Raw genomic sequence first — 26876 nt, forward strand, 5'->3', positions numbered from 1 at the left:
ACATAACCCGCGCCGCAACATGTTCCGTAAACTTGCCCGCTGCCCCTGGTCCCGACGCAGGGCCCGTCAACCGCACGAAGAGCGACCGGCCGGGGTTGTTCTGCAGATCGCCGACGATCCAGTAGGATCCTTCCCGCCGTCCGGCGGGAAGGTAGGCACGACAGACGCCTTCGGCATTTTCTGCCAGATCGCGCACGAGGTCTTCGGTCTCGGAATACATGGGTCAACAACCTCCGCGATCATGTAGCCTTGCGACAGGACAACGTGCAAGCAGACGATCCAGTATCTCGATGCCATCGGCGTCGGTCGGGCAAAACAGCCGAAGCTTCCAGCTGATGATCTCCGAGAAGAAGCCATCGGCCTTGAGCCGATCCTTGGCGGCCTCCGAGAAGCCCGAGAGTTCGATCCGGTTCACGCCCATGACACGGGAGCGGTGCAACTCCATCCCTTCGGCCAAGCGCACCACAGTCTTTCCCTCCAGAACGAGGGCATGGACCTGCGCGGCCGAGAGCTTGGGCGCATCGGCGGCCAGCGTGGTCGCGACCCAGGCAGGCGAGACTCGTCGACCGATGATGCGCTGACCGTCATCGGTCTGCAGGCGGTAGACGCGGGTTTCATCCTGGGGGAGCTGCTTCCAGATCGGCAGCAGCAGACCTGCCACGATGTGCAGTGTGGAGACCGAAAACTCCGGCACCTCGGCCAGTTCCGCAGTCCACGCCGCAGTGAAGGCCGCGCGGTCGGCCTCGAGCCAGTGGGTGTCCTCCATGACCTTGGCCGGGACCGTGCTGGCATCAAGCGGGCGGATCAGGCGCAGGCGCGGCTCGATGGTGCCATCATCGAGCATCAGGCTGGTGGCGGGCACCTGCACTGCAGCCCGACCCGAGCGGCTGTTGACCAGCAAGCGTGCCTTCGGGTCATCGAGCCAGTCCAGCGCATCCGCGAGCGCGGTAGGCGTGTTGCGGCGCTTTTCCGCGATGGTCAGCAGCTGGGTTTCCGCGCCGGAGCCCGGATGGGTGTAGATGACCTGTACGTCGGTCACCCGGAAGCTCTCGGCACGGAGTGTCTCGAGCCCGAGATCATAGACCCCGGCGGCGATGGCGCCCTCAATTCGCTGATCGAGGAGTTCTTCGAAACCCGCGAACAGCACGGCCTGCATGTCGATCGTCAGCGCCAGCAGGCGATTGAGGAAGGTCGTGATCGGCGGCAGGTCATCCTTCAGCCCGTTTTCATCGGTCAGGCTGAGCCCGGTCGCATCCTCGAAAGCCCCGAGCGAACATCCGGCCAGATCGCCGCGATAGATGCGGCGGTAAAGCTGGCGCAGGGCGTCGCGGGCGTAGGGCGACTCGAGGTTGTCTTCGGGCCGGAACAGCCCTTGCCCGCCGGTCTGGCGCTGGCCGCGCGTTATAGCGCCAAGCGTGTCGAGACGTCGCGCAATGGTCGACAGGAACCGCTTTTCCGCCTTCACATCGGTGGCGACCGGCCGAAAGAGCGGCGGCTGCGCCTGATTGGTGCGGTTGGTGCGCCCGAGGCCCTGAATCGCCGCGTCTGCCTTCCAGCCGGGCTCCAGGAGGTAGTGGACCCGCAGGCGCTGGTTCTTCGCCGCGAGATCGGCGTGATAGCTGCGCCCGGTGCCGCCGGCATCCGAGAAGATCAGGATACGCTTTTCGTCATCCATGAAGGCTTGGGTTTCCGCGAGGTTCGCGGCTCCAGCCCGGTTCTCCACCACGAGCCGTGCCGAATGCCCTTCGCCCTTCCGCACGATGCGCCGCGAGCGCCCCGTGACTTCGGCCACGAGATCCGTGCCGAAGCGCTGGACGATCTGGTCGAGTGCACCCGGCACCGGCGGAAGCGAAGCCAGTTTCTCGATCAGCGCGTCACGACGGCGGACGGCTTCGCGGCACTCCACCGGTTGGCCGTCGCGCGTGACGGGGCGCGACGAGAGGTTACCCTCGCTGTCGGTGAAAGGCTCGTAGAGCTGCACCGGGAAGGAATGGGCGAGGTAGTCCAGAACGTATTCCCTGGGCGTGATGTCGACCCGGATGTCGTTCCACTCCTCGGTCGGAATCTCCGACAGGCGGCGTTCCATCAGTGCCTCACCCGTCGAGACGATCTGGATGACCGCCGCGTGACCCGCAGCCATATCTGCATCGATGGATGCGATAAGCATGGGGGTCTTCATCGAGGTGAGCAAATGGCCGAAGAAGCGCTGCTTGGCTGACTCGAAGGCTGACCGCGCAGCGGATTTCGCCTGGCGGTTCAGCGTGCCCGACCCGCTCGGCCCGTCGGCCGCGCCAGAAATGTTCGCCGCCTCCAACGCCGCGGTCAGGTTGTTGTGAATGATGGCGAAGGCCCCGGCATAGGCATCGTAAATGCCGCGCTGCTCGGAGCTAAGAGCATGTTCCAGCATCTCGTATTCGACACCGTCATAGGAAAGCGACCGCGCTGTGTAGAGGCCGAGCGCCCGGAGGTCGCGGGCCAGAACCTCCATCGCCGCGACCCCGCCAGCCTCAATGGCTTCCACGAATTCCGACCGGGTCTGAAAGGGGAAATCCTCCCCGCCCCAGAGCCCGAGACGCTGAGCATAGGCAAGGTTGTGGACCGTCGTCGCGCCCGTGGCCGAGACATAGACCACGCGGGCATTCGGAAGTTTGTGCTGCAGGCGCAGACCCGCCCTGCCCTGCTGCGATGCCATGGTATCGCCCCGCTCGCCTTTGCCCCCGGCGGCATTGGCCATGGCATGGCTTTCGTCGAAGATGATCACCCCGTCAAAATCCGTCCCGAGCCAGTCGACGATCTGTTCAACGCGGGATTTCTTGGCCCCCCGTTCTTCCGAGCGCAGCGTCGCATAGGTGGTGAAGAGAATGCCCTCGGTCAGAGGGATGTCGCGCCCTTGTGCGAAACGCGACAGCGGCGTCACCAGAAGCCGCTCCTGGCCAAGCGCCGACCAGTCGCGCTGCGCATCCTCCAGAAGCTTGTCGCTCTTCGAGATCCAGAGCGCCTTGCGTCTTCCTCGGGCCCAGTTGTCGAGCAGAATCCCGGCCGACTGACGGCCCTTTCCCGCCCCGGTGCCATCGCCGAGGAAGAAGCCGCGGCGGAAGCGGACGGCGTCAGCGGCATCGTCCGGTGCAGCGGAGACCACGTCTCCGGTCTCATCGACGGTCCAAGACCCAGTGAGATGCGCGCCATGCGCCTCGCCCGCGTAGATGACGGTCTCGAGCTGCGCGTCGGACAGCAGGCCGTCGCGCAGGACGGCCGGGGGCAGCTTGGGGCGGTAGCACGGTTTCGGAGGTGCGACAGAGGCCATGGCCGCCGATTGCACAAGCTTGGTCGGGTGCGATGCGGCGTCTGGGATGTCGATAGCCTGCAGACGGAAGGTCTCGTAGATCGCATCGGACAGCCGTGCGGCGTCTTCGTCCTCGGCGGCGTCGCGGAGTGCGTAGTTTAGGTCCTCGGCCTCAGTCTGGGTTTCAGGCTTCGCCGGATTGGCTGCAGAGGTCGCGTGCGGTCGGCGGACGGGTTTGCGGGTGGTGAGGTGAGAATTTCCCGGAAAGGGGGAAGAATGGCCCTGCCCCGCAGCAGGAGCTGGATCCAGTTCGAGGCGCGGCGGAACCTCGGCAGTGACCCGGGACATCAGATGTGCCACGTCCGAGGATGTGGGTTGGCGCAGGTCTGCGGTGATGCCGCCCGGCTCACCGCCGCGGCATTTGTCAAAGACAGAAATCCGCGTCTCGAAGCTGGTGCCGTGCTTGGCGAAAGCCGCGCCCGACACCGCGCCGGTGAAGACGAGATGGGCGGTCTCGGTCAGACGGCCGAAGGTCTCGGCCCAGGCAGGCGCATCCGGCGCGAAACCGGCTCCGGTGATGGCGACGAGCCGTCCGCCGGGAACTAAGCGCGCAAGGGCCGAGCGCAGATGTCGGGCCGTCGCCTCGGTCGACCGACCATCGACATTGGCTTGGGCCGAGAAGGGCGGGTTCATCAGAATGACGCTCGGGCTTGAGCAGGCATCGAGATGATCGTCGATCTGCGCGGCATCAAACCCCGTGACTGGTCGGCCCGGGAACAGCAAGCGGAGAAGGTCGGCGCGGGTGTCCGCCAACTCGTTCAGAGCCAGAGTGCCGCCGGCGATCTCGGCGAGGATCGCCAGGAGCCCGGTCCCGGCAGACGGCTCTAGGACAAGATCACGGGGCGTGATCTGTGCTGCCGCCACAGCCGCGAGCCCCATGGGCAGCGGCGTCGAGAATTGCTGAAAGCGCTCCATCTCTTCCGACCGCCGGGTGTGCGTGGGCAAGAGGCCTGCCACCTTGGCGAGGATCGGCAAGAGCGCTGCAGGCGAGCCGGCACGCGCAAGCAGCGCCCGGCCGAACTTTCGCAGAAAGAGGATCAGCGCCACCTCGCCCGCTTCATAGGCGAGCTTCCAGTCCCAGGCACCATCGGCATCGGAGCCGCCAAAGGCATGTTCCATCTCGCGGCGCAGGCGCAGCGCGTCGATCTGATGCCCTTGCGCCAGATCGGGCTGCAGCGCTTCGGCAACAGCAACGATCGCAGGGGCAGGATTTGCTGCCAACGGGACAATAGGCGCAGGCAAGGACGCCTGCGCAACGGGGGCAAGATGGGTCATCGGGAAACTCCGGAATGAAGGACAGGATCAGGCCCGGACACCCTCTCTCGGGCAGCCTCGGACCTGATCTTTCCCGGCCCCTCTCTCCCTCTCGCACCAAAGTGTTCCCGACGCTTAGCTTGATGTTGTTCTTGTTATGTTCTATTTTGGAGCCAAGCCAGAAAGGGGGTTTCACCATGGAAAGCACCAAGCACGTCCTGCCCGTAACGCCCAAGCAGATTGCCTATGCGCGGTCGCTCGCCCTGCGCAACCGGACGCTCCTGCCCTGGGAGGTTCAGCTCTTTGAGCGCTTGGATCGAGGCTCAGGCCCAGCTGAAGCCGGTATCGGACATGGACCAGCTGCCCACGTCCAAGCAGGTGGCCTTCGCTGAGAAACTCGCCCGGATCAAAAGGCGCGCCGTACCGGACGAATGCTTCCGCGACAAGGGGCTCATGTCGAAGTGGATCGACGGGAACAAGTGACAGGAACGGGGCGCTCGCCCCCCGACGAACGGGGTCACAGGCCTGCGGTATCTTCACACGTCATAACTCTGAGCTTGGAAAAGCTATTCCTGGTGAAGGTCGACTAGAAGCAGAATAGTGGGATGACCAAGCGCCACCGCACCATATTGGGCTGAGAGTTTGCCTCGCCAAATCTTCTTGGATTTCCGTAAGTAGATGTATAAAAAGCGAAAACCCGCGAGGACCTGTAACGGCTGTCGCGGGCTTCTAAGGGTTTGAAGGCCTGACTTTGCCTTCGATTGCTCTCATATATGGGTATCTTCGCACGACTGTCAAGCGCAGTGTGAAAGTCGTGCGAACAGTCGATCGGAGCATTAAGTACTTGGTAACAAATATAATTTCTCAAGAACGCCTCACGAAGTACCTCGTTGCTGCTGGTCACAATCCAGATCGCGCTCTCGCCCTCTATGGCTGGAACATTCAGCTCAGTGAGGCTTTCTTCCCTGTACTGAGCGCAGCCGAGGTCAGTCTAAGGAACATAATCGTCGTTCGCCTCATCGCGCTCTATGGTCCGCAATGGTGGGATGACCCTGCCTTTCTCTTGCAGATCAAGAGCCACGGCAAGCGCATAGTAAAAACAGCACGCGACAAGCTCGTCACAACGGGCGCGGTTACCTCAGGGCGAATGACCGCAGAGCTTAATTTTGGATTCTGGGTGAAAATGCTGCTGCCAAGGCACGAACCCGTCTTCTGGGCAAATCTGCATGGAGACTTCCCTCACCTGCCGGGGCCTGTTTCCTATGCACAACTATACAAGCGCTGTGACGATGTCCGTGAATTTCGCAACCGCGTCTTTCATCATGAACCAATTCTTCATCGAAATATCACCGCTGAGTATAGTCAGATCATGGAACTGATCAAATGGTTGAGCCCAGATAAGGCCATCTGGATCAAACAATATTCCCGGGTCATGACGGTCGTGCGGCAGAAGCCGTGAGCATTGCCGACTGACAACAGACTAGCCCCCGCTTGTCAGCGTGGAACGAGATCAGCTCACCCGAACCGCCGCCCTCCTTCCGTGAACGTATACGCGTTGACGATGATACCCTCCTCGATGGCCTGGTCCGAGGTGAGGTGGTCGTATTCGGCTTCAAGCTGGCGGTAGAGCCAGCGGGCCAGATCACGCAGCGCCTCGGTCACGACTTGTTCCACGTCCTCAGTCGGCGGCTGCCAGGTCGCGCTGTCCCGCGTGATGTCCACCGACATGGTGCATTCATGGTAGTAGCGACCACGGTGGCTGGCCTCGGCGGCGAGCTGGTAGAAGTTTCGCCGCTGGATGGCCTGCAGCCGGTCGGCGATGCCGTGCAACGTCGCGTCCGTGGGCGCGTAGTCCCGAATGCGCGCGGCCGCGCCCTTGGCGTGGGACCAGTATCCTTCGAAACAGGCCCCGTCGCCCTGACTCCAGAACCCGGAGAACCAGATGCATGGCTTTTGGCGCGTCCCGCCGCCCATCAGGCGGACGGGCGTGGTCTTCAGGCTGATGCCGAGGATTTCGCAGACCCGCTCGAAATCTTCATAGACCGCGTCCCACCAGTCGTCGTGGGGCCCGAGGTCGCGATACCAGCATCGGGCCTTCTCTTTGGCCGCATCCGAGAGCTCGGGGAACTGGTAGACAGTGGCGCAGATGATCTCAGGCATCGGCGTCCTCCCCGTTCAGCGCCGCGACCAACCATTCTTGCGTGCTGGACCAGCCGATGGATTTACGAGCGCCGAGATCGATGGCATGCGCACCGCCGCCAAAGGCGTCGAGCCGCGGCCGGGAGCAGGTCAGAGCATACTGGAACCCCCAAAGGCCGGTGAGGTCGAGGTCTTCGGCGAGCCGCAAGACGAAGCGGATGACGGCTTCGACATCGCCGTGTTCGTCGTCATGGATCCAGAGGCTGCTGCCCTCGGGGGCATCCTGGTGCACGAGATCGAAGCCAGCGACATCTGGGTCGTCAGCGTCCTGATCCGCAGCGCGAAGTTCCTGAAACAGTGCGAGCGCGCGGGCGGCCTTGTCGGGGCTGCCGACGTCGATCAGGCATGAGAAATGGGTGAAGTAATCCGCCATGGGGACCTCCTTAATGGGGAAGACCCGGCCAGGAGGCCGGGCGATCGATTGGGATGAAGGGGTAGTTGGGAACGATCAGCCGGTCGACGTGTCGCCCGCCGCCTGTCGTGCGGCATGAGCGCAGAGCATCTGCCGGTAGAAGCGCTTGCGCGCCAGCCGGAGACTGCAAACAGCGCGCGTGTCGGGGTGTAGCGCCCGGACCGCCGCGCGAACCACTGCCAGTCGCGAAGCGGCCGGCGGCAAGCCAAGACGTCGATAAGTGGGATCGGTCATGTCACATGACCTCGACTACGGGCGAAGCGAGATACGGATCGACCTGTGCCTCGATCCGTTCGGTTCGACCCATCCAAGGCTCAGGCCGAATGGCCTTCACCCAATCGGCGAAGCTCGGGATGAAGCCGAGGTCCTCCTTAACATGCTGCTCGCCGACCCACCGGGTAGGGATGATGCGCCCAGTCGAGAGCGTGAGGGTCTGACCAAAGATGGTCTCGGCCATGAAGATGCCCTCGGCATGGTGGCGCAGCGCCCGGTGCCGAAAATCGGCTGTGATCTCCTTGCTCTGGTCGAACCAGGAATGCACGGCGAGGAAATCCTCGACCGTGCCGCCCCATTTCTTCACCGAGGACAGGGCGTGGTGGTAGGGATGTGCCATCGCCGCCCCCTCAGAAATCGTGCGTGTAGAGTTCGGACGAGGTGAAGCGCTCGTTGAACTCGAGGTGAATGGAGCGAGCGCGCGCGTCGAAGCAGAATTCGCCGTAGGCCCCGTCGTTGTTTTCCCAACCGCCGTGAGTGTCAGACAGCAAGTCGTACGCCAGTTGCTCCACGACATCTTCGAGCGAAAGCGCCCGCATCTCGACTTCGGGGTCGTCCCAGGTCAATGCGGCATAGGCGATCTGGGTCTTGGGGAAAGTGACTTCGGCGTCGCCAGCGTAGGCTTCGATGCTTTCAACCTGGCCGCTATCGCCATAGCCGTCAAAGCTCACGGTCACATGGGTGATGCCCGCGGCAGTCAGGCCATCGAAGAGGCGCTCCTTGTTGGCCGGACGCAAAGCTGCGATCCGCGCGTCACGCTCGGACTGCCGAGCCAGCACGGCGGCGAAATCAATCCTGGACGGCGCCATCGGCGCGGCCAGAGTGGGTTCGATCTTGGACATTGGAAACTCCGAAATGAGGGAATGGATCTGAACCCCGAGGCTCTCTCTCGTCCTCCTAGGCTCACATCCTCCCCAGCCCTTCTCTGACTCTCGGGCGTCACGCCGCGATCTGCAGGGCGCGAGACGCGAAGACACGCCAGAGCGGATCGACAAGACGGGCATCGAGAACGTCGGCGTGGTGCCGCAGCCGTCGCGCGAGGCCATGTTCATGCCATTCGGCCGCCCGCATGGCCTGCGCGCGGGTCTGGCTTGCCTCGGACACGACGGCGCGGGCTTCGGCGGCATCCGAGACCGGGTGGCACCATGCGACCCCGCCATCACAGGTAGCTCCGGCCAGAACGAGACGGCCCTCCCGATCGAGGATTGCCAGGATGCGCGGAGCGTCTTCAGGTGTGATATCTTCGGCGTGAACGATTGCCCCCTGCATGGCCTCGGCCAGCGTGGCAAACCGCTCCAGTACCATGGGGTGTGCCTGCCCGGACATGAGAGCCCCGGGCGTATGGCAAGTCGTCGTGAGCGCAAACGGCAAGTCTTGATCTTTAAAATCGGTCAGGAGGCTCGGCGGCAAACTTGTGTTCTGCGTTTCCGGCTGAGTTTGGCAAGGAAGGTCGAACATGGGCATATCTCCGACGGTGCGGAAAGCCTCTCTCACCGCTTCAAACCGTCAAAGACCGAACCGCCGCCCTCTTCCTCGAAGGGGCGACGGCGGCGGGTACGAAAGGCGCGTCAGAGCTTGCCCAGGGCCCGCAGGCTCAGTTCCGTCCCGGCGCCGACGATGATGTGGTCGTGCAGCGTGAGGCCGAGATAGCGACAACCCTTCTGGATCTCCTTGGTCATGCTGAGATCGGCCTCCGACGGCGTTGGATCTCCCGACGGGTGGTTGTGGATCAGGATCAGGGCGCTGGCGTTCAGCATCAGAGCCCGTTTGATCACCTCGCGCGGATAGACCGGGACATGGTCGACCGTGCCGATCGACAAGAGCTCATCGGCGATGATGCAGTTCTTGCGGTCGAGATAGAGAACGTGGAACCGCTCGATCGGCCCGCGCACCGTCAGCGCGCAATAGTCAAGAAGCGCCTGCCAGCTGTCGATGACGGGGTTTCGGCTGAGATAGCGGCCGAGGATGTCTCGGGCCTCGAGGATGACGGTTTCTTCCTGGGGGGTCATGGGGGTCTCGCTGAGTTACCCACCTCGACGCCCCTTCCCTCTCGGGGCGGGGCCGGTGGCGTGCATGTGGAAGAGGAAAACGCGACCGCCGCGGATGCAGGCGGTCGCTGTGCCGGGCTTCGCGTCAGCCGACCCGGTCGAGGAGCTTCTTGGCGCGCCCTTCCATATCAAGGCGGGCATCCTGCTGGGTCTTGTCTCGCGCGAGCCGCGTGATGCCCTGCACGAAGTCGAAGATGCTTTCCGGCGGTCGGCCTTCCTCCATCAGCACCTTCTCGATGATCTTGCCGGATTCGGCCTTCGAGAAGCCGCGCTTGCGCAGGAAATCCGCGCGGTCCTCGTCGCTGCGCGCCACGACTTGCTGCCGTGCCGCCCTGATCCCATTCACGAACCCCTGCGGCGAGGAGTTGGCAAACCGCGTCAGCGCCGGGGCCGCCTCATGGGCGAAGCGCGAGGCCGCGTATTTCGAGTGGCGGATTTTGATCTCCTGGAAATCCTCGACGCCCCAAAGGTTGCGGTTCTGGCACACCGCCCGAAGGTAAAAGCTCGCCATACCGAGGGTCTTCGCCCCAACCTCGGAGTTCCAGCAGTAAAACCCCCGAAAGTAGAGGTCGGGAGAGCCGTCCGCCAGCTTGCCCGCCTCGATCGGATTGCGATCGTCGACGAGGAACAGGAAGACGTCGCGGTCCGAGGCGTAGAGCGTGGTCGTGTCGCGGCTGATCTCGACATCGGGGTTGTAGACCCCGGTCGACCAATCCAGCACACCCGGCACCTTCCAGCGCGTATCGCTCGTGCCATTGCCCGCGATGCGCTGCACCGCCTCGACAAGCTCGAAGTCGTGGATGCGGCCGTAGTCGGGACCGGTGACGGCGCGCAGTTCCGTGCGGCCATCCTCAGTCTCGAAGGTCTTAACCTGCTCGGCACGGTGGTTTGTCAGACCGTACTGCAGGTTGATCCCCGCCAGCGGCGCGGGCAGCTGCCGCAGGTAGGAGGCCGGAGCGCCGACAATGCTGGCAAGCTGGCCAAACGCCCAATGGGTAGGCACGACCGGCTCATGCGCCTTCGGCAGGACCAGATGCAATCGCTCGGCGCTGTCGCGCGCGGCCTCGACGCGGATGTCCGCTGTCTGCACCACGCGGCTGCGGCTGCGCTCGGAGCGACCCTTCACGCTCGCCCAGAGATCGTCGAGCGACAGATACCGCTCGTCATCGGGCCGGTTGAACCATTCGGACGACACCCGCCCGTTCCGCTCACCCCGGCTCACATCCACCTTCCAGCCACCAGCCCGCGTCGGCTGTACCGGATCCAGAACTTCCACAACGCCCATCGGCATTCCTCCGCGACAGGCGCCGGGAGCCACTCTCCCAGCCTTTAACCTGTCGCGAAAGCAATCAGCCTTTCTCTCACTCTTCAAAAGAGGCACGAGCGGCGGCAATGCGGGACGAAGCGGGCGCTCGCTGCGATTGCGCAATCGCCGAATTTCCTACCCAGATTCGGTTGTTCCAGCGCAGTATGTGTCCATCTCTAGATGTGCGTGGGAATCTCAGACTTAGGGGGTGAAAGGTGAGCAAGTTGCAGGATGAAGAGGGCAAGACCGACGAACTGCCACAAGGCATTACGATTCCGAGCGACCTTCAGTTTTCCGCCAGAATGTTTCCAGACGAGGACTACGCCAAGGAGGCGATGTACAAGTTGCATTCCGTTCTCAGCGTCATCAGTCAATCCATCGACCTAACTAACCTGGATGGCGTGACGGTCGCCTTCGACTACGACGAAGCACTGGCTGATCTTGATCGTGGATATGAGACAACCTACACACTCACCGCCACCAAAGGTGTCGCCATCGGTGTTGCAATGGCGCCCACGGTAATTCGCGACGGTGTGATCAAAACGCATCTAGTACTTAACGCGAACTACGCGCTCAGCATCCTAGAAGGACCTGGGGAGGAAACCGAATACTTTTGGCAATCACTTCACCTAATTGCACACGAATGCGCGCATGTGGAGGTGACAGCAGCATTTGACAAGTCGTTCCCCGGGTTTCTTCTTCAGAAAACACACAGCAATATCCTAGATAACATGCGCTGGCAGGTTATTCTGGCAACGTGGGATGAGTATGCTGTATGCCGCATCGCCGGCTCCATTGGAGATGATCCCGTAGAGGGTTACCTCGAAACCTTGGTCAAGGTGTTGGGCGATACCAGGGGCCAATGCTGTGAGCTGATTAAGGCATATCGGACCCACGGGGATGTTGGGCAGATTGTAGGGGAAGTATATGGGAAGCTCGGCGATCTGCTGAAGTATTCATCTTACTTTGTGGGTGCTGCAGCAGCGCAGGAAACCCCAGAAACGCATCCGCCTGCTCTCACCGATGAGGCTGAGTTTGGGTGGTTTTCTCCGTTCTACGAACGCTTGATTGAAATGCAGGAGGCGCTTTGGAACGAGTTTGGGAGATGGAAGAATTTGGATGCCTTCGAGGCAATCGGCGATATCTTAGAGGACATGGCTGAGAGCATTGGTGTCGAAGCGTCGCGCGAGTCCGACGACCTGATCAAATTCAATATTCCATACCGACCGGAAAGCATGCCCGACATTGCCATGACGAACCCGTTAATGCGTGCACTGCTCGGCAGATAGCTGCATTGCATCATCGGCCAAAGTGGGCTCGAAGCTACATTGTAGCAGTGCAGCGAACCCGGCGGGTTTCCCCGCCGGGCCTGAGGGGGGGAGACCCCGTTCCTCAGAACGGGATCTCATCGTCGCGGTCGACCAGTTCGGGGTTTTCGTTCTCGGCCGACTTCGGGCGGCTCAGGAAGTCGACCTTCTCGGCAATGATCTCGCAGCCGTAGCGGTCGTTCCCCATGCTGTCGATCCACTTGGTGTAGTGGATGCGGCCGTGGACGAGGACCTTCATGCCCTTTTCGCAATGCTCAGCGACCGTCTTGCCGAGACCGTTGAAGCAGGTGATGCGGTGCCATTCGGTGTCCATGACCCGGTAGCCGTTCTCGTCGCGCATCACACGGCCTTCCGAGAGGCGGGGGCGCGAGGTGGCGAGGCTGAAGTTGGTGATCTTGGTGCCGCTCTGGGTGGTGCGGACTTCGGGGGTCTGACCGATGTTGCCGGCGAGGATGACGATGTTCTGCATGATAAGCTCCTGTGTGTCCTGTCTTCGGGACCGTCCCTTCGACAAGACCCTGAAAAAGCCCGTCGGGTGACGCGTGCACGGTGGACAGCATGGACACCGGAAACCCCCAAAGGACCGGGGTGGAGCGGGCAGGACGCCAAAGGCGGCCAACACGGCCCGGACTGACGCGGGGTTGCGCGCGAGAGCCCGAACGGGATTAGGGGATTGTCAGTCGAAGGGATGGCCCAGAAGACAGAGAGATGCGGGGAGCCCTTGCTAGACCATGTCCCCTTGCCAATCGGGACTGTTTGACCCAAAGCCCAACTCCCCACCAGCGGCGCAAGTGTCCATCACCGGCTCTCGCCCCCCTGCCCTTCCCCGCTGGGAAATGCAGGGCCTTGCCGCGACAGGCTATCGATACCGGAATATTCAGGACACGGACCGCACCCACTAGCTGAGTGGGATCTCGGGACGTTGTCGCTTAACGCGGACAGAAAATGCAGAAGGAAGTCGCCGGGGCATTCTTCACGGTCTTGGATTGGCAGATGGCGAAAGGTTGCGCGAAGGCGGAAGCCATCGCCATGGTATGGGCCACTTCCTGGCCGAGCTGATCGGGGAGAGCGGATACCGCTTTGCGCCAACATTGTTGGATTTCCGGCTCCCTGAGCTCTTGGCGCCGACCTGGTCAGGTCACGGCCGAAAACTACGGGGGTTCGTCGATGTGGCGGCGATAGATTGACGGCTGACGACATGACCGCGCGGCAAACTCCGGGTTCAGTCTGGGTCGGACCGATCAACTGCGTCCAACTCGAAAATCGTTGCCTCGGGTTTCGGCCCCATCACACGCGTTGGCAGATTAGGCGCAGGCAATTGCCCTCTGTGGTGCCCCTTCACCAACACAACTTTACCGCTGCGATAGCGCCGCTCATGTTCGCTCACCCAATGGCGAACAGGGCCGCTTCGCCCGTCCTGGACCTGACGCTCGAACTCAAGGCGAGCCTGCCGCTCCTGCATGTGAGCCGCGGCCTGCGGACCAATGCGGATTGTAAGATGGGATTTCTGCGCACCTAGAATCCAGGACTTCCCGAATTTTCGAGCGGTCTTGGCATCCTTGGCTGTGAACGTCTCGTTTTCCGTGGGAATGATGCCACCCAAGTCCGGGGAAACCAGCATCGCAAAGAGCGCGTAAGGGATGAACAGGTCGTAGCCTGTTTCAACTTGGTGCACCGTGCGCCGACCGTTGATCATTTCCATCGTATCACCGCTCCGCACACGGAATTCGACCATGGAACGGCTCAACTCGACTTCGACGTTGTCGTAGTTCAACTCGCCTGTCGGAATTCGCTTCACGAGCAAAGCGCAGATTGGATCGACGACCCGCGAATTCTCGCGGCGATGGAACATCGTGATGCGCAAGTGGCCCTTGTTACGATCATCGATGAGATAGCCGCGTAGACCAGTGCCTACGGGTTTGTCGTCATGTCTCGTTACAGGTGAAGCCCGTTCAAAGCGCGCGACACCCAGCTCTCGATCGTCGAATTCGACCCAAACAACGTCGGCAGGGAGCTTTACCTCACCCAGAATGGCCATTGCGGGAAGACCGGTTTCCGAAGCCTGCTTGGCGACTGCGTCATGAAGCGTATCGGCATAGGCTGCAGCCATATGGTCGAGCAGGTACACTTTCGCTTGCTGCAGGGCATCGAGCGCATACTCGCGAAAGCGCCTCAGATCTTCGGACGGCGCAAAGTGCCAAACAAGGTCGTCAGCAGGAGCCGATCTACCCGCAAGCGATGAACCGTATAAGGAAATCAATGATTTGTAGAGCATGCGACGTGACCTGAACCAAATACGACGCAGTTTCCGACGAACCCTGACGATATTCAAGCGGTCTTCATGGCACTGCAATTGACCGCTGATGTCTGGGCAAAGCCAGATTGGCTGACGCTCGAGCTCGTTTTTATGCAAAGGCATGCCGACCATCGTCGGCTCATTTTGCCGGTCAGCCGGAACGGTGGACAGGCGAAAGGCCCGGATCGGAGCCTTGCTCCGAACCCGAGCCGTCTGAAACGTGAGGCCGAAGCCTCACCCGAAAGGATCGTATTCCGAGACGATCACGACCTCGTCGCCGTCGATCTCATCGGCGGGGACAGCGCCATAGGTTCCATCCCCGGCCTGGAAGACGACGATCGAAACCATGAGCGTGGCGGCGAGGGAGGCGGCGAAGGCGTGAGCATCTTTGCGGGACATCTGTTTGGCTCCTGTCTTGGAGGCGGGGGACCATCCCCCGCGCGACAGGACCTCGCAGGCCCGAAGACTGGCTGACATCACCGGGTGCGTTCGGCTCGTCCGAATCCACCCGGCGGCACGGGTTCGCCCGTAGTCCGCCCCCTCGCGGGTTGATCTCGAAGACAGGATTCGGGGCAAGGAAGGGAATGGCGAGCGGGGGATGGTGCGACCGCTGACTGGAGCCGTATGTTCCACTGATGTCATCGCTGCCAGCCTCCCGGCAGACATTTGGTACCAGATCTAGTTCCGTGTTGGATTGGAACCTATGGTGCCCCGCGATCTCGCGGGACAGGGTCGTGATGGGTGAGAGGCCCGCGCTTTGGCGGGCCCCTTGGGTTCTACGTAGGCTCAGGCGGCAAGCTCCGCGCCCCCTGCCCTAGCAGCGCCTTCTTCGCCGACAATCTCCAGCCGCGCATTGCGATAGCCTTCTTTGGCGATCCAGAGCTCGGCAGCCGTGACAGACTCGGCCAGGTGGAGCAGCTCCGTGCAACCGCCGAAATCCAAAAGGACGCGAACCTGCCCGGGCTGTGGTTCCTCAGCGACCTCGAAGGTCAAGGCGCTGTCAGCCGAATGCGTTCGCATGATCGTCACGAGAATGACCCCGTCCGAAGAGAAATTCCCCTCGTGCAGCGTGAACGACGCCGGCGCAGTCCAGGTCGGATAGGGTCGCGGTGGCTCCTTCTTGACAAGACGGCCGACGCCGTTCGAGCGCTCCCAGGCCGCGAGCTTCTTTGTGAACCGCGCGGGCGGTTTCGGACTGTTGTCGGTGTAGCGAATGAGCGCCCCCAGGGGCGCGGTGTCGAGAATGGTCGTTGCAGACATGATTCCTCATCCTGAATGCGTGATTTTTCATTCATCTAGTTGATATTGTTGAGATTTATGAGATTGAGGGCGGGTTTTCCCGCCCTCGGATGACTCAGATCACTCCGCAGCCATCATCGACGCATCATCACCCGGCAGGTCAGCGGTGAGGAAGGCGGGAAGGTCGACATCCTCGGTCTGGTCGATGTCGGAAACGGGTTCAGACGCCCCCTGCCCTTCTGCACCGTCCAGTACCGCCGGATCGTGACGGCGAAGAACCTCCGGCAACCAGCCGCTGTCTTTCAGCAGACGCTCGGCTTCAGTCGCCATCTCGCCCTTCTTCAGGTGATCGAGGAGTTGGGCAGTGCCTTCCCCTTTCGCCTCGCGCACGGCCTCGAGGATCCGGGCCTTGGGCACGCGGTTCAGGTAGGTATCGGCAGTCGGCTCCCAACCTGCCTCGACCATGTCGAGTTCGACCGCCTGTGCAACCAAGTCGGACTGAGTCATCCGCTTGGTCAAACCGCTGGCGGTGATACCGGCACCATAGGGGTTCACCTTCTCGTGGAGCGCGTTGATCCCGAAGCTGAGGCAATGCGCGAGCAGCGACAGCCGGCTCCCTTGATCAAGGGAGGTCAGGAAGTCCCAGAGCGCGGCATCGTCGCCGAGCGGCAACTCGGCCTCCCACTCCGCGTGGCGATCGTCCACCAGCTTGGCCACCACGCTGTCTTTCAGATCGCTCGCCTGCGCGGACATGTAGACGTGACGTACCGAGACCTCGAGGCAGCTGCCGACCGAACTGGACGTCCGGAAGGTATCATTGACGAGCCTCAGGAGCAGAAGCGTCAACGCGACGTCAGGGGAGCGACCGACAGCTTCGCGCAGTGCCAATGTCCGGTGCGCCGTCAGCTCCATGACCAGCCGCTCAGGCAAGGGCTTCAAGGCACCGTCGTCCTCGTCTTCGGGCACGTTCGCGCCGAGGGCTTGACCGGCAGCAGTGATCACCGTGCCATTGCCGATACCATCTACGCTGTTCGGCGCTGAAAGCTCAGCGCGCTGCCCGTCTGCCGCCAGTTCACCGCTGTGGACATTGGCGTCTTCCCGAGGCTCATCCTCAGGCCGCACGAAGCCCCGATAAACTGCAAGCTCGCCATAGCGGTCAAGCGTCACAAACGCCCCTGCCCGTGCGATCTCCTCCGCGTCGAAAATCAGCGGCCGGGCATCGAGTTTCTCCATCGCGACTTCCAACTCGCCAAGACGCGCGTCGATCTCTTCGGGGAATTCATCCTGGCCCTCGTATTCCTCCTCGAGCGCCCGGTACTCGGCAAGCAGCTTGGCATGGGCCGCGCCTTCGTCATCTGTCATCGGCGCCGGGTCTCCGCTCAGCCGCCGCAAACCGTGGCTATAGCCATAGGGCAGGTCGAGCGAGACCTCGATCCATTTCCAACCTTCGGTCGCAATCGCTTCGGCTTCAGCCTGAAGCTTCTCGCTGACCAGACGATCGAGCAGGGCAGGGTTTTCCAGCCAGCCGCCGTCATCGCCCTGAAAGAGGTCATGCAACATGGTGCCACCAGCCGTCTCGTACGCCTCGACGCCGACAAAGACAGCACGACGGTCAGAGGCCCGCACCGAGGTTTCTGTCAACATGCGCCGGATCTGATAGGGCTCTTTATTCCAGGACGAACGAATTGCCTCCCAGACCTGAACTTGGCGCTCGTGATCCGGATTGACCGTAAAGGCCATCAGCTGCTCCAGCGTCATCTCGTCCTCGGCATAGAGCTCGAGCAGGGCAGGGGCCACGGCGGCGAGTTTCAGGCGCTGTTTGACCACCTGCGGCGTGACGAAGAAAGCGGCCGCGATCTCTTCATCGCCTTGACCCTTCTCCCGCAAAGCAACGAAGGCGCGGAACTGATCGAGCGGATGCAGGGCTGCGCGCTGCATGTTCTCAGCGAGCGAGTCGTCTTCGGCGAGGATCGCGGAAGTGGCATCCCGTACGATGCAGGGAATGGGCGTCGTCTTGGCCAGACGCTTCTGCTTCACGAGGATAGACAGGGCCTGGAAGCGCCGACCACCAGCGGGGATTTCGAACTTGCCGGTCTCGGATCCATCATCCGCCAGAACGGGCCGAACGCTCAGGCTCTGCAGCAACCCGCGGCGGGCGATGTCTTCGGCCAGTTCCTCAACCGAGATGCCAGCCTTGATGCGCCGGACGTTGGACTGGCTCAGAACGAGTTTGTCGAAGGGGATATCCCGGGACGGGGACAGGGTGACTTTCTGGGTAGATTTCGCCATCAGATATTCTCCACGACGGGCGCCGGAAGCCACTCTCCCGATCTCACTTCCCGTCAACCCTTTCACAGCCCATCTCTACCTCTCAACATGTCCACCGCGGTGGACATCACGCAGTAGCTGCCCCAGAACGAGAAAGCCTCTCCAACAACACTGATGGGTTGAAGTCAGTTTCTCTGCGACCGAGCGTGATGCTGTGGAAATACGCTCCGAAGTCTCGGATGCGGTTGCTCATCTGGAGAATTATGAAGATGGCGCACGATGCTTTTTGAGAGCCTATCTTTCTAGCAGCCTTTTCGAAGGTGCTTTCGTGGATTCCCATCATTGGAGCGAGCGTTCTGGCGTGGCTTTCGACATCGTGCCAGTTTCTAAGTGAGTTCGTCGCGAACGATGTAGCTTGATCACAAACGGTTGTGAGTGTTTGCAGGGGAAGTGTTTCGCTGTCGGTCCCGCTTTCTAAATCTTTTTGTTCTTTTTTAGACTTAGAATGGTGGCGGACAGTTTGCCCGTCATTGGCGGGCAGTTTCATTGTTTCTGGTGCGTCCACCGCGGTGGACATCTGTTTGCATTGAGCTTCCAGTTCGCCGAGCAAAGCACGATACTCCGTGATCGAGAGCTTCCTCCGAAGAACTCGGCGTACCTGATGAGTGAGTTCGTTCTCGGGGTCAGCTTCGTCGATCTGCGCAAGTTTGGTTAGGATTTGCTTTCGCAAAAACACGCGATCCCGACGAGCGTTTTCCATCGCTTGGGCTGTTGCAAGTAGTTCGCCGGCACGCGCGAGCAACGGAGCCAGCGACAAGCCATAGCTAATGGACTGACCTTCGGACGACTTCACTCGGTATCTTTTGCGATTTGGGCTGTCGTGGCGCTTCATAAAACCGAGTTCAACAAAGCGATCGATGTGCCTACGGAGGGTTCGTTCATCGATCCCGCCAACTCGACGGCAGATCTCGTCGTTGGAAGCGAAGACTGTGTCGCCATGCCCAGGCTTGAGAAAGCTCAGCATCGCTTGGAGCGTTTGAACATGTCCTGGACGGAGACCGAACAGGCAGCGACTATCTCTGAGCGCGCGGAAGACTGCCCAGATGTCGGTTTCAGGTGTGGTCGTGGGGGGGGTGCCCTTGCCGACGCCAAAGGTCTGAACGGAAAGCTTTGTGAATGCCATGTTTGTTGAACGACGACCGTTGCGGCCCACAACTTCCCCGGCTCTTCTCGCTGTTTTTGGCGAGAAAAGGCAACAAAAAGACGTCCACCGAATCGGTGACTCTTGACCGGCATGTCGGAGATTGCTACATCACAGGTGCAAATCAGATGATGAGGGCTCTCCGGGGGAAACCTTGGGGGGCTCTTTTCTTTTCGGTCTTCGCCTTTCTCCTCTGCTCGTGTTTTTGGTTATGACCGGGGATCAGCTCCCCGAGCCTCTCTCATTCTGCCATTGTTCAAAAAGCTGTCGCAGCGTGGTTTCCGCGCGCTCTTCGAGCCATTGGCCGAATTCCGGGTTGTCCTTGCGGGTGATCTTGATAGCGATCGACTTGCCATCGACTGAAAGTGTGCCGACAGGGCTACCACTATTGTCCTTTACCACGGTCGTTTGGCCACGGGCGCTTTGGTTGGCTGCGCCACGCGCCTTGCTGGAGCAAGCAACATAGACGGCTTGAAACTTGTCCGTGCTTGGAGTGGTGTCAGGCAGAGAGGCAAGTGTCTCAAGCGCAATGTCGACAAGCGGAACCTTCTCTGAAAGTGCAGCAAGATCACCCCATTGGCGTCGACCTACGCCATGAGCCGGGCCGATAAGCCGGACAAGTTCGTCAGGCAGCTGCTCGATGACTACACGATGGTTCGACACACCTTGCCGGGTGAGGCCTAGGGCGTCCTGAATGACGCCAGGCTTGTAACCGGCCTCCTGCATCTCTTTGATAAAAAGAGATTTTTCAATGAAGGACGGATCCAGCCGCAGGTTGTTTTCCTGACCTTGCGCGATCAGAGAAGCATCATCATCGAGCGTTCGAACGATCGCTTTGACGGTTCCACCAACTCTTCGAATGGCTGCAAGTCTACGACGCCCGTAGATGATGCGGTATCGATCCGGTTGGTCAGAGGGGCGAACCATGATCGGCACTTGCTGACCATGCTTGCGAATGCTTTCGGCGAGATCTTCAATGCTACTATCTTCCAGGATCAGGCGATCCCGGAGACCATCCATATCGATCCGGTCGGGTTCGATATCTCGGATTGAGTTGGCAGTGATTTCCCGGAGAGAATCCCGCAATCCGCCAACCGAGCCAGGTAGCTTCGAGGATTTGACCGGGGCAGGGGAGGAGGCTGCCGACTCTTTCTCGTCTTTCGGTGGCTGGTTGAAGATATTTCGAGCCATCAGCGACGCCCCCATGCCATTTGGATTGTCTGCTCCAGCTCATCGGCAACGCTGTTCACGCTGGTCAAAGCCCGATCAATGGTCTTCCGAATGAGCTGGCTCGGGTCTACCTCATAGATGGTTTGCTGAGTCATGCCGGCGTCAGAAATGGCTGTCGACTTCAGCATCGGTTCAGTCATGACTTGGCCCGCAAGGATTGAACGCAGGTACCCGGCCATTTGCGTTTGTGGTCCGTCCGACGGCTCGTAGCGTGTGATCAGGAACTTTACGAAGTCCCAAGTGACATGTCGTCCAATCGCCTCTTCGACGGCTTTGACCGTTTCCGAAGCGAGTTTGAGGAACTGGCTCATCGAAGCGATGTCGAGCATGCCGGGGACGACCGTCACAAGTAAGCCCGTGGACGCTGCCAATGCTGTCAATGTCAGGAAGCCCAACTGCGGAGGGCAATCAATCAGCACGATGTCATAGTCTGAGTCGACTTCCTCTAGCGCCAGAGCAAGACGCTCTGCAAAAATCGGCTGAACCCTACGCGCAAGGGCATTCGCTGTCTCGGTTTCGTACTCGGACAACATCAAGCCAGCCGGGACCATGTCGAGCTTGTGGAAGTATGTTTTCTGGATGACCTCCGAGAGCGGAACTTGATCATCGTATCTCAATGCGTCGTAGATTGTGCCGCCTTCGGCAAATTCGAGCTCAGGCCGGTAGCCGAAAAATGTCGTCAAACTGGCTTGTGGGTCGAGGTCCAGCACAAGCACGCGGTAGCCACGCAGGGCATACCTGTGTGCCAAATGGATCGTCGCTGTTGTCTTCGAGCTACCGCCTTTGAAATTCACGACCGAAATGACCTGAAGACGGTCGCCGTCTCGGCGGCCAGGTCTGTACGCGTCAGCATTTTTGCCTGTCCGCGCCAAAATGTTGCGGAGGTCGTCAACTTCTTCGGCCGTGTAGAACCTATGACCGCGACCGTCAGTGTGAACTTCTGGGAAGCTGCCATCTTTGTGGCGGTTGCGCAGGTTCGACGTACTAACGCGCAGCAACTCGGCGACCTCGGTCGAGCTGAAGCGGCGCAAGGACTTGCGTTCTTCTGGCTCGAACGCAACTTTCATCTGCCGGTCAAGCGACTCAGCAAGACTGTCTGCGAATGCTCCGATGTCGGAAGAGCCTATACCTTGCGTGTAGCCCGTATTTCGATCATCCATGTTCTGCCGCCTCTCATGGCCTTTGCTAAGGCTCTTTGTCGTTCTGACGGTCGAAGCCGCGTCTGACGCGTTTTGCCGTCAGAATGGAGATGCCACGAACATCTGTGTCCGGCAAGAAGAATCTAGATGTAGTGGAAAAGTTATCCACAGCACCAATTTGGTCGCGCGGGGCTTGCGACAGATAACGCATTGATTAACAACGATAAAGACCGTTTCTGGCGAAGCCGATACCCTTCGAGATATTTTCTGCTCGCGCGAACTAACCCCAAGGCTTTGTTGGATATTTACGTGGCTTTCGTCCAATTGAGGTGATGATTCTGGAAGATTTGGGCCGAGCGAACAGAGTGGTTTGCCGACCATTGGCGCCTACAAAAGGCCGAGACGCTCTGCCCGCTCCAGCAGCATTCTGACTGAGGAAGGCTGCCAGCTGGTACGACCGCGAGGGGTGCGCTCACGCATGGATTCCAGTCGGTCGCAGATTGCCTGCAAGGTGATCTCGGGGTCAGCACCTTTGATCGCAGCGACTATCGCAGGCAGGCGATCGTCAGTTTCGCGTCGTCCGGCGCGGCCAAGAACTTCATCAGGCAGAAAGCCGTCGCGCACATATGCCTTCACGGCGCGGAGCAGGCGGCTTTGGGTCCAATGGCGATCTGGGGGCAGGGGGCCATTGATAATCCGGAGGACGTCTTCCCAAGCCATATCGGGGCGCAAGCGGCGCACATGGGGCACCCAATCCTGCGCTGTCTCGTTCAAGCGCTCCATGTAGCCGTCCTGTCGAGCCACCCGCACCTTGCGCAGCGCTTCAGGGTCCTTGGCGCGAAGACCTGGGTTGCCGCCTACGCGGCCCTTTGAGTGTGCCGAGGCAAGTCCGGCTTTGGTACGCTCGCGGATCAGAGCGCGTTCGAACTCAGCCGCAGCGCCCAGAACCTGCAACGTGAACTTGCCCTGGGGCGAGGCAGTATCGATCGGGTCCTGGAGCGAGCGGAAGAACGCCCCCTTGCCTTCCAGTCTTTCGATCACCTCAAGTAGGTGCGACAAAGACCGCGCAAGCCGGTCGATCCGCACGACGACCAGCGTGTCGCCCTTGACAATCCGCTCCAGCACACGTGCAAGCACGGGCCGCGCGCGATTGCCGCCCGAGGCGTGCTCTTCAAAGATCTCGGCGCATCCCGCAGACTGCAGTGCCTCAGACTGGGGCAGGGGGGTCTGATCCTCGGTGGAGACGCGCGCATAGCCAATCAGCGGCATGAAACTGGGCCGTTTGCAATTTTATGTACCACCAATAAACGACCGTTTTTAAACGAATGCAAGTAGGTGCTCTCTCGTTTTGCTCGTCCCGAAACCCTTTGTTTCCCTGTACTGAGCGCGATCTGAGAGGTTCCACCGGCAGTCGCCCGCGCACACTATATAAAGAGCGAAGGCAACCGCCACAAAATCGCTTGGGTAATGTGCAAAAGAAGAGTATTTTGCACATATGAAACCCCAAGGAGCCGCTTTGACAGATGATTTCGATGACCCCCTCATCACCATCGAGGAGGATGAAGAGGCTCACGAAGAGGATCTCTGGTTTCTGCCGGGACCATTCGAAGAAGAACCAGATGATTTGCCTCCCGGGCCGCGTGCAGAACCGCCGGACACTGCCGTCATCGAAGACTGGGCGAAGGCAGAAGGCGTTCACGCTGCGCGACTGGCAAGAGTGGCTGGACGCCTGGGTGCTCTGGATGACAGGCTGCTGCGTGGCCCGGAAGGCTGGCGGCATCGCCTCGCTCTTATCGAGGCAGCGGACCTTAGCTGGTTCGCAGGGGATCGGGTGAGTTCTGATCGTCTGGCGCTTTGGATATCGATGCGGCTGTCAGGTGCACAGGATGACCCAAATGCGCTGGCAAGAGTTGGATGGGCTGTTCGGCGCCTGACAGGCGGTCCCGGACCGAAGGCTGACTTGGCCGCCTTCCTGGATCGCCGCGATCCCGAGAACATTGAAGGCAGCGCTGAGCGTTTCGAGGATCGCGCGGGTGGATGGCTGGACGTTATGACAGCCGCAACCGATCTCCACCCGATCACCAGGGCTTGCATGGGTTTTCACCTCTGGAGTCTGGCAGGCCTCGGACAGTACGGCGACCAGATCGAAGCCGCCGTCACCGCGTCCAGGATCGCGGCCAGCGATGGAAGCGGCGCCGTCTTCGCACCGCTCGCCATGGGCGGGGCAGGGGGGCTGCGTGCCTCGGGTTTGCCAACCGAACGCTTGGCACGCTGGTTAGATGGGATGAACAGCGCAATTCTAACGGCGATGTGTCATCTAGACGATACCGAGAAATGGAGTGCTCGGGCGGAAGGCGCCATGTCTCAGCTTTCGGGGCGAACTCCGGCGGCTCTTCGTTCGGCGTTGACAGAGTGGCCTTTGGTGTCAGCCCCGATGGCAGGGGCCTTAACAGGCGCAAGCCGCGCGGCGCTTCAAAGGAACCTCGCCTGGATGGAAAAGAGAGGCCTGATCCGGGAAGTGACGCAACAAGGACGCTTCAGGATGTGGCGGATCGCCATCTAGAGGCCTTGACGAACCATTCGCCAGCGCGGTTCTGCGGGAAAGCCGCCATTAGTTCTGAATGCGGTGAGCGACGGCAGAGAGCCCAGAGCGCCGGAGGCTGTGTGGAGTGCCAATTTCCGCTTCCACTGAACCGGCCAAAAAAGCGTCAAGACCAAAGCCAGTTCATCACCGATGCGACGGCGGGGCATCTCCCGGCGAACCTGGCGTCGCCTCAGGTGTCAGCCCCGCGCGCGATCAGAAGATCTGTGGGCGGGGTGCGTAGGAGTTCGGCCGTGAACGAGCCGAGACCGGTGAAGGACAGGCTTCGGGTATTGGCCCCGACCGCGATCAGGTCCGGTGCAAAGCTTCGGATTTCTTGGTGGCATCCAGATCCTACCCCACCATGCACCAGATCGACCTTGGGCAGGGACGTGGCAAACCCTTCAGTCCAAGCCGCTGCCTGAGCCGCGGTTTCTCGCCGCACTTCACGTGCGAAGTCCGACGATGGCCCGCCGGTCAGGCCCTCGAACGATGCCATCCATAGATGGAAGAGCCGGAACGCCGCCTGGGGGGCAATGTGGAGGGCAGTCTTGACCGCGTGTCGGCACGCGGATGAGAACGCGACCGGCGCCAGCACACGATTATAGCTGCCATGGACCGGGTCGGTGACGAGCAGCACTGGAGTGAGAGACCGGGCGACCAAGCTCTCCACAGTCGTCGGCCTGAGCCCATCGAGAAAGCCCCTGTCACGGTGCCGGCCGGCGACGACGAGGTCGAACTCGGCGGAATTCACCAAATCAACCAAGCGCGTGATCGGATCGCCGGTCTCGACCAGGACCTCGTAGGAGACCTCCCCGGCCAGGCTCTGTGCGGACGCCTCCAGATGGATGCGATATTTCTCGGCAAGATCCGTCGTCAGGCTTTCCGGAACGCTGTCATCGACGATCGACACGACGCGCACGCGCGCGCCCAACTCGCCGGCAAGGAGGAAGCCGCGTTGTAGGGCGCGATCCGATCGCGCCGAAAGATCCGAGGCAATCAGGATGGACTTGATCTGCATGAATTGTGCTCCTTTCGGTCCGGCGAAGTGTGGTGTCTCGCACCGAAGTGCTGCCTGTCCGTGTCGGCACGGCGTGGGCAGAGGGGCATCTGCGGTCCTGGGACCACGTGGCGCCGTCGCCCCGGCTTCGTCCTGGGCCCCTCGATGACGGCGTCATTAAAACACGACCAAACCGTGCGATATTTGACCTAGATCAAACTCAACGGCCCAAAAGTGGGTATTCTGCATCTATCGAGACCAAACAGGCATATCCGATGCCACGTGAGCTGTATCAGACCGTGAAAGAAATCGGCGACCGCCTGGAGGTCAGCGAGGCGACGGTGCGCGGTTGGATCAAGGACGGGGCCTTGCGCGCGATCGACATCGGAAAAGGTTGGCGAATCGCCGACCGGGATCTCGAAGATTTCCTGACGCGCCGCGAGACCCGCGCGCGCGATGAGGCGTTCGAAGACGGCGCCGCCGCCGCGGACAGCACGCCAGACCACGGCGGCTGATTATGAGCGGACAGACGCGCGCTTCGCGGTGGCGCGTCCGTTCGGCTGCCCCCATCACGCGCGTCGGGATCGGACGCGCGCCAAGGATCCAAGCCGCGATTTGGCACGCTCGGCGCCGGAAAGGAATAGGAGCAAATGACCCACCCAGACATGGCCGCCCGGTATCACGCCCAACATGCCGGCGACGCGCTCGACACGCTCGACACGACCCACGCCGGCCTCTCGACCGAGGAGGCCGCTCGCCGCCTGTCGGAGTACGGCGCCAACCGCCTGCCCGAACCGCCGAAACCCAGTCCGGTGCTGCGGTTCCTCGCCCATTTCCACAACGTCCTGATCTACGTGCTGCTTGGCGCGGCGGTGGTCACAGCGGCGCTCCAGCATTGGATCGACACGGGGGTGATCCTCGCGGTGGTCATCGTCAACGCGGTGATCGGCTACATCCAGGAGGGCCGCGCCGAACAGGCGATGGCGGCGATCCGGGGCATGCTCGCGCCGCACTCCGCCGTGCTGCGCGACGGCAAACGCGTCAGCGTCGACGCAGCCGACCTCGTGCCGGGCGACATCGTGCTCGTAGAGGCGGGCGACCGGGTGCCGGCCGACCTGCGACTGATCGAGGCGCGCGGGCTAAAGGCCGAGGAGGCAATCCTCACCGGCGAATCTGTCCCCGTCGACAAGGGCACCCGGCCGGTCGACGCAGACGCCGATCTCGGCGACCGGACGCCGATGCTGTTCTCCGGCACGCTGGTCGCCGCCGGCACCGGGCGTGGCGTGGTCACCGCCACGGGGGGACACACGCAGATCGGGCGGATCAGCGGGATGCTGGCGGAGGTCGAAACGCTGACGACGCCGCTCGTGGCGCAGATGGACCGGTTTGCCCGCTGGCTGACAGTGTTCATCCTGATGCTGGCCGCCGTGCTGCTCGCTTACGGGTATTTCGTGGGCCACATGGCGTTCTCCGAGCTGTTCATGGCCGTGGTCGGCCTTTCGGTGGCGGCAATCCCGGAAGGTCTGCCGGCGGTGCTCACCATCACCCTCGCAGTCGGTGTGCAGGCGATGGCGCGACGCAACGCCATCGTCCGCCGGCTGCCGGCGATCGAGACCCTGGGCTCGGTCTCGGTGATCTGCTCCGACAAGACCGGCACGCTTACCCGAAACGAGATGACGGTGGCCTCGCTCGCCGCCGCCGAGCACATATATTCCGTGAGCGGCAACGGCTACGCGCCCGAGGGCGCGGTGCGTTGGCG

General features: G+C 61.4%; 24 protein-coding genes and 2 pseudogenes. 6 read left to right on the forward strand and 20 right to left on the reverse strand.

What is annotated here, in order from left to right:
- Both B30_RS22615 and B30_RS20610 read right to left on the reverse strand, forming a co-directional pair.
- A pseudogene (locus B30_RS22615) lies at window positions 1-220 on the reverse strand (DNA primase); the annotation flags it as partial.
- A 3-nt stretch (window positions 221-223) separates the two neighbouring features.
- Window positions 224-4618, reverse strand: a complete 4395-nt coding sequence (locus B30_RS20610) for a bifunctional class I SAM-dependent methyltransferase/DEAD/DEAH box helicase (RefSeq protein ID WP_009574191.1) — start codon at window positions 4616-4618, stop codon at window positions 224-226.
- Between the two features lie 176 nt (window positions 4619-4794).
- Between B30_RS20610 and B30_RS20615 the strand changes: the two are divergent.
- A pseudogene (locus B30_RS20615) lies at window positions 4795-5080 on the forward strand (hypothetical protein).
- Window positions 5081-5441: 361 nt separating this feature from the next.
- Window positions 5442-6056: an Abi family protein gene (locus tag B30_RS20620; protein WP_226562389.1), complete on the forward strand. Its 615-nt coding sequence runs from the start codon at window positions 5442-5444 to the stop codon at window positions 6054-6056.
- Between the two features lie 56 nt (window positions 6057-6112).
- On the opposite strand, the gene B30_RS20625 is transcribed toward B30_RS20620, so the two are convergent.
- From B30_RS20625 to B30_RS20660, 8 genes are all read right to left on the reverse strand, one after another.
- Complete coding sequence (locus B30_RS20625; protein ID WP_009574194.1) at window positions 6113-6757, reverse strand: hypothetical protein; 645 nt, start codon at window positions 6755-6757, stop codon at window positions 6113-6115.
- Window positions 6750-7169, reverse strand: coding sequence for a hypothetical protein (locus tag B30_RS20630; RefSeq protein ID WP_009574195.1), 420 nt, complete (start codon window positions 7167-7169; stop codon window positions 6750-6752). Before B30_RS20630 ends, B30_RS20625 begins: the two co-directional genes overlap by 8 nt.
- Before the next feature lie 75 nt (window positions 7170-7244).
- Window positions 7245-7442 (reverse strand): hypothetical protein, encoded by a 198-nt coding sequence (locus B30_RS20635; RefSeq protein ID WP_009574196.1) that lies wholly within the window; start codon window positions 7440-7442, stop codon window positions 7245-7247.
- Window position 7443: 1 nt separating this feature from the next.
- Window positions 7444-7821 (reverse strand): DUF6915 family protein, encoded by a 378-nt coding sequence (locus B30_RS20640; RefSeq protein WP_009574197.1) that lies wholly within the window; start codon window positions 7819-7821, stop codon window positions 7444-7446.
- Between the two features lie 10 nt (window positions 7822-7831).
- The gene (locus B30_RS20645) at window positions 7832-8323 is read right to left on the reverse strand and encodes a DUF6878 family protein (protein WP_009574198.1); all 492 of its coding nucleotides are present in this window, start codon (window positions 8321-8323) and stop codon (window positions 7832-7834) included.
- Between the two features lie 97 nt (window positions 8324-8420).
- The gene (locus B30_RS20650; RefSeq protein WP_009574199.1) at window positions 8421-8939 is read right to left on the reverse strand and encodes a hypothetical protein; all 519 of its coding nucleotides are present in this window, start codon (window positions 8937-8939) and stop codon (window positions 8421-8423) included.
- Between the two features lie 110 nt (window positions 8940-9049).
- Window positions 9050-9490 (reverse strand): JAB domain-containing protein, encoded by a 441-nt coding sequence (locus tag B30_RS20655; RefSeq protein ID WP_009574200.1) that lies wholly within the window; start codon window positions 9488-9490, stop codon window positions 9050-9052.
- 124 nt (window positions 9491-9614) lie between these two features.
- Entirely contained in the window at window positions 9615-10814 is a 1200-nt protein-coding gene (locus B30_RS20660) for a hypothetical protein (RefSeq protein ID WP_009574201.1), read from the reverse strand.
- A gap of 236 nt (window positions 10815-11050) precedes the next feature.
- Between B30_RS20660 and B30_RS20665 the strand changes: the two genes are divergently transcribed.
- Complete coding sequence (locus B30_RS20665) at window positions 11051-12124, forward strand: hypothetical protein (RefSeq protein WP_143093134.1); 1074 nt, start codon at window positions 11051-11053, stop codon at window positions 12122-12124.
- Between the two features lie 103 nt (window positions 12125-12227).
- Here the strand turns inward: B30_RS20665 and B30_RS20670 are convergent, their stop codons facing one another.
- The 9 genes from B30_RS20670 to B30_RS20705 all read right to left on the reverse strand — a co-directional run bounded on the left by B30_RS20670 (window position 12228) and on the right by B30_RS20705 (window position 22805).
- Window positions 12228-12632 (reverse strand): single-stranded DNA-binding protein, encoded by a 405-nt coding sequence (locus B30_RS20670; RefSeq protein ID WP_008335991.1) that lies wholly within the window; start codon window positions 12630-12632, stop codon window positions 12228-12230.
- Window positions 12633-13385: 753 nt separating this feature from the next.
- Window positions 13386-14591, reverse strand: a complete 1206-nt coding sequence (locus tag B30_RS20675; RefSeq protein WP_009574203.1) for a hypothetical protein — start codon at window positions 14589-14591, stop codon at window positions 13386-13388.
- A 102-nt stretch (window positions 14592-14693) separates the two neighbouring features.
- The gene (locus tag B30_RS22440) at window positions 14694-14858 is read right to left on the reverse strand and encodes a hypothetical protein (protein WP_009574204.1); all 165 of its coding nucleotides are present in this window, start codon (window positions 14856-14858) and stop codon (window positions 14694-14696) included.
- Between the two features lie 387 nt (window positions 14859-15245).
- Window positions 15246-15719: a hypothetical protein gene (locus tag B30_RS20680; protein ID WP_009574205.1), complete on the reverse strand. Its 474-nt coding sequence runs from the start codon at window positions 15717-15719 to the stop codon at window positions 15246-15248.
- 99 nt (window positions 15720-15818) lie between these two features.
- On the reverse strand, window positions 15819-17987 hold the full coding sequence (locus tag B30_RS20685) for a ParB/RepB/Spo0J family partition protein (protein ID WP_009574206.1): 2169 nt from the start codon (window positions 17985-17987) through the stop codon (window positions 15819-15821).
- Window positions 17988-18093: 106 nt separating this feature from the next.
- A complete protein-coding gene (repC, locus tag B30_RS20690) occupies window positions 18094-19149 on the reverse strand; it encodes a plasmid replication protein RepC (RefSeq protein WP_009574207.1) in 1056 nt (351 codons plus the stop codon).
- A gap of 240 nt (window positions 19150-19389) precedes the next feature.
- Entirely contained in the window at window positions 19390-20358 is a 969-nt protein-coding gene (gene repB, locus B30_RS20695; RefSeq protein WP_226562387.1) for a plasmid partitioning protein RepB, read from the reverse strand.
- On the reverse strand, window positions 20358-21557 hold the full coding sequence (repA, locus tag B30_RS20700; protein ID WP_009574209.1) for a plasmid partitioning protein RepA: 1200 nt from the start codon (window positions 21555-21557) through the stop codon (window positions 20358-20360). Before repA ends, repB begins: the two co-directional genes overlap by 1 nt.
- Before the next feature lie 366 nt (window positions 21558-21923).
- A complete protein-coding gene (locus B30_RS20705) occupies window positions 21924-22805 on the reverse strand; it encodes a recombinase family protein (protein ID WP_009574210.1) in 882 nt (293 codons plus the stop codon).
- Window positions 22806-23031: 226 nt separating this feature from the next.
- Here B30_RS20705 and B30_RS20710 point away from each other — a divergent pair, with 226 nt between their 5' ends.
- Window positions 23032-24099 carry a hypothetical protein gene (locus tag B30_RS20710; protein ID WP_009574211.1) on the forward strand — a complete coding sequence of 356 codons (1068 nt, stop codon included), beginning with the start codon at window positions 23032-23034 and terminating at the stop codon, window positions 24097-24099.
- Window positions 24100-24310: 211 nt separating this feature from the next.
- Here the strand turns inward: B30_RS20710 and B30_RS20715 are convergent, their stop codons facing one another.
- On the reverse strand, window positions 24311-25138 hold the full coding sequence (locus B30_RS20715; RefSeq protein WP_009574212.1) for a universal stress protein: 828 nt from the start codon (window positions 25136-25138) through the stop codon (window positions 24311-24313).
- Between the two features lie 254 nt (window positions 25139-25392).
- Here B30_RS20715 and B30_RS20720 point away from each other — a divergent pair, with 254 nt between their 5' ends.
- Entirely contained in the window at window positions 25393-25632 is a 240-nt protein-coding gene (locus tag B30_RS20720; RefSeq protein WP_009574213.1) for a helix-turn-helix domain-containing protein, read from the forward strand.
- Between the two features lie 135 nt (window positions 25633-25767).
- Window positions 25768-26876, forward strand: a 1109-nt coding sequence (locus B30_RS20725; RefSeq protein ID WP_009574214.1) for a cation-translocating P-type ATPase, incomplete at its 3' end; no start/stop codon positions are given.

It is taken from the genome of Celeribacter baekdonensis B30 (genome assembly GCF_000299875.1).
In the GTDB taxonomy this organism is placed as follows: Bacteria; Pseudomonadota; Alphaproteobacteria; order Rhodobacterales; family Rhodobacteraceae; genus Celeribacter; species Celeribacter baekdonensis_A.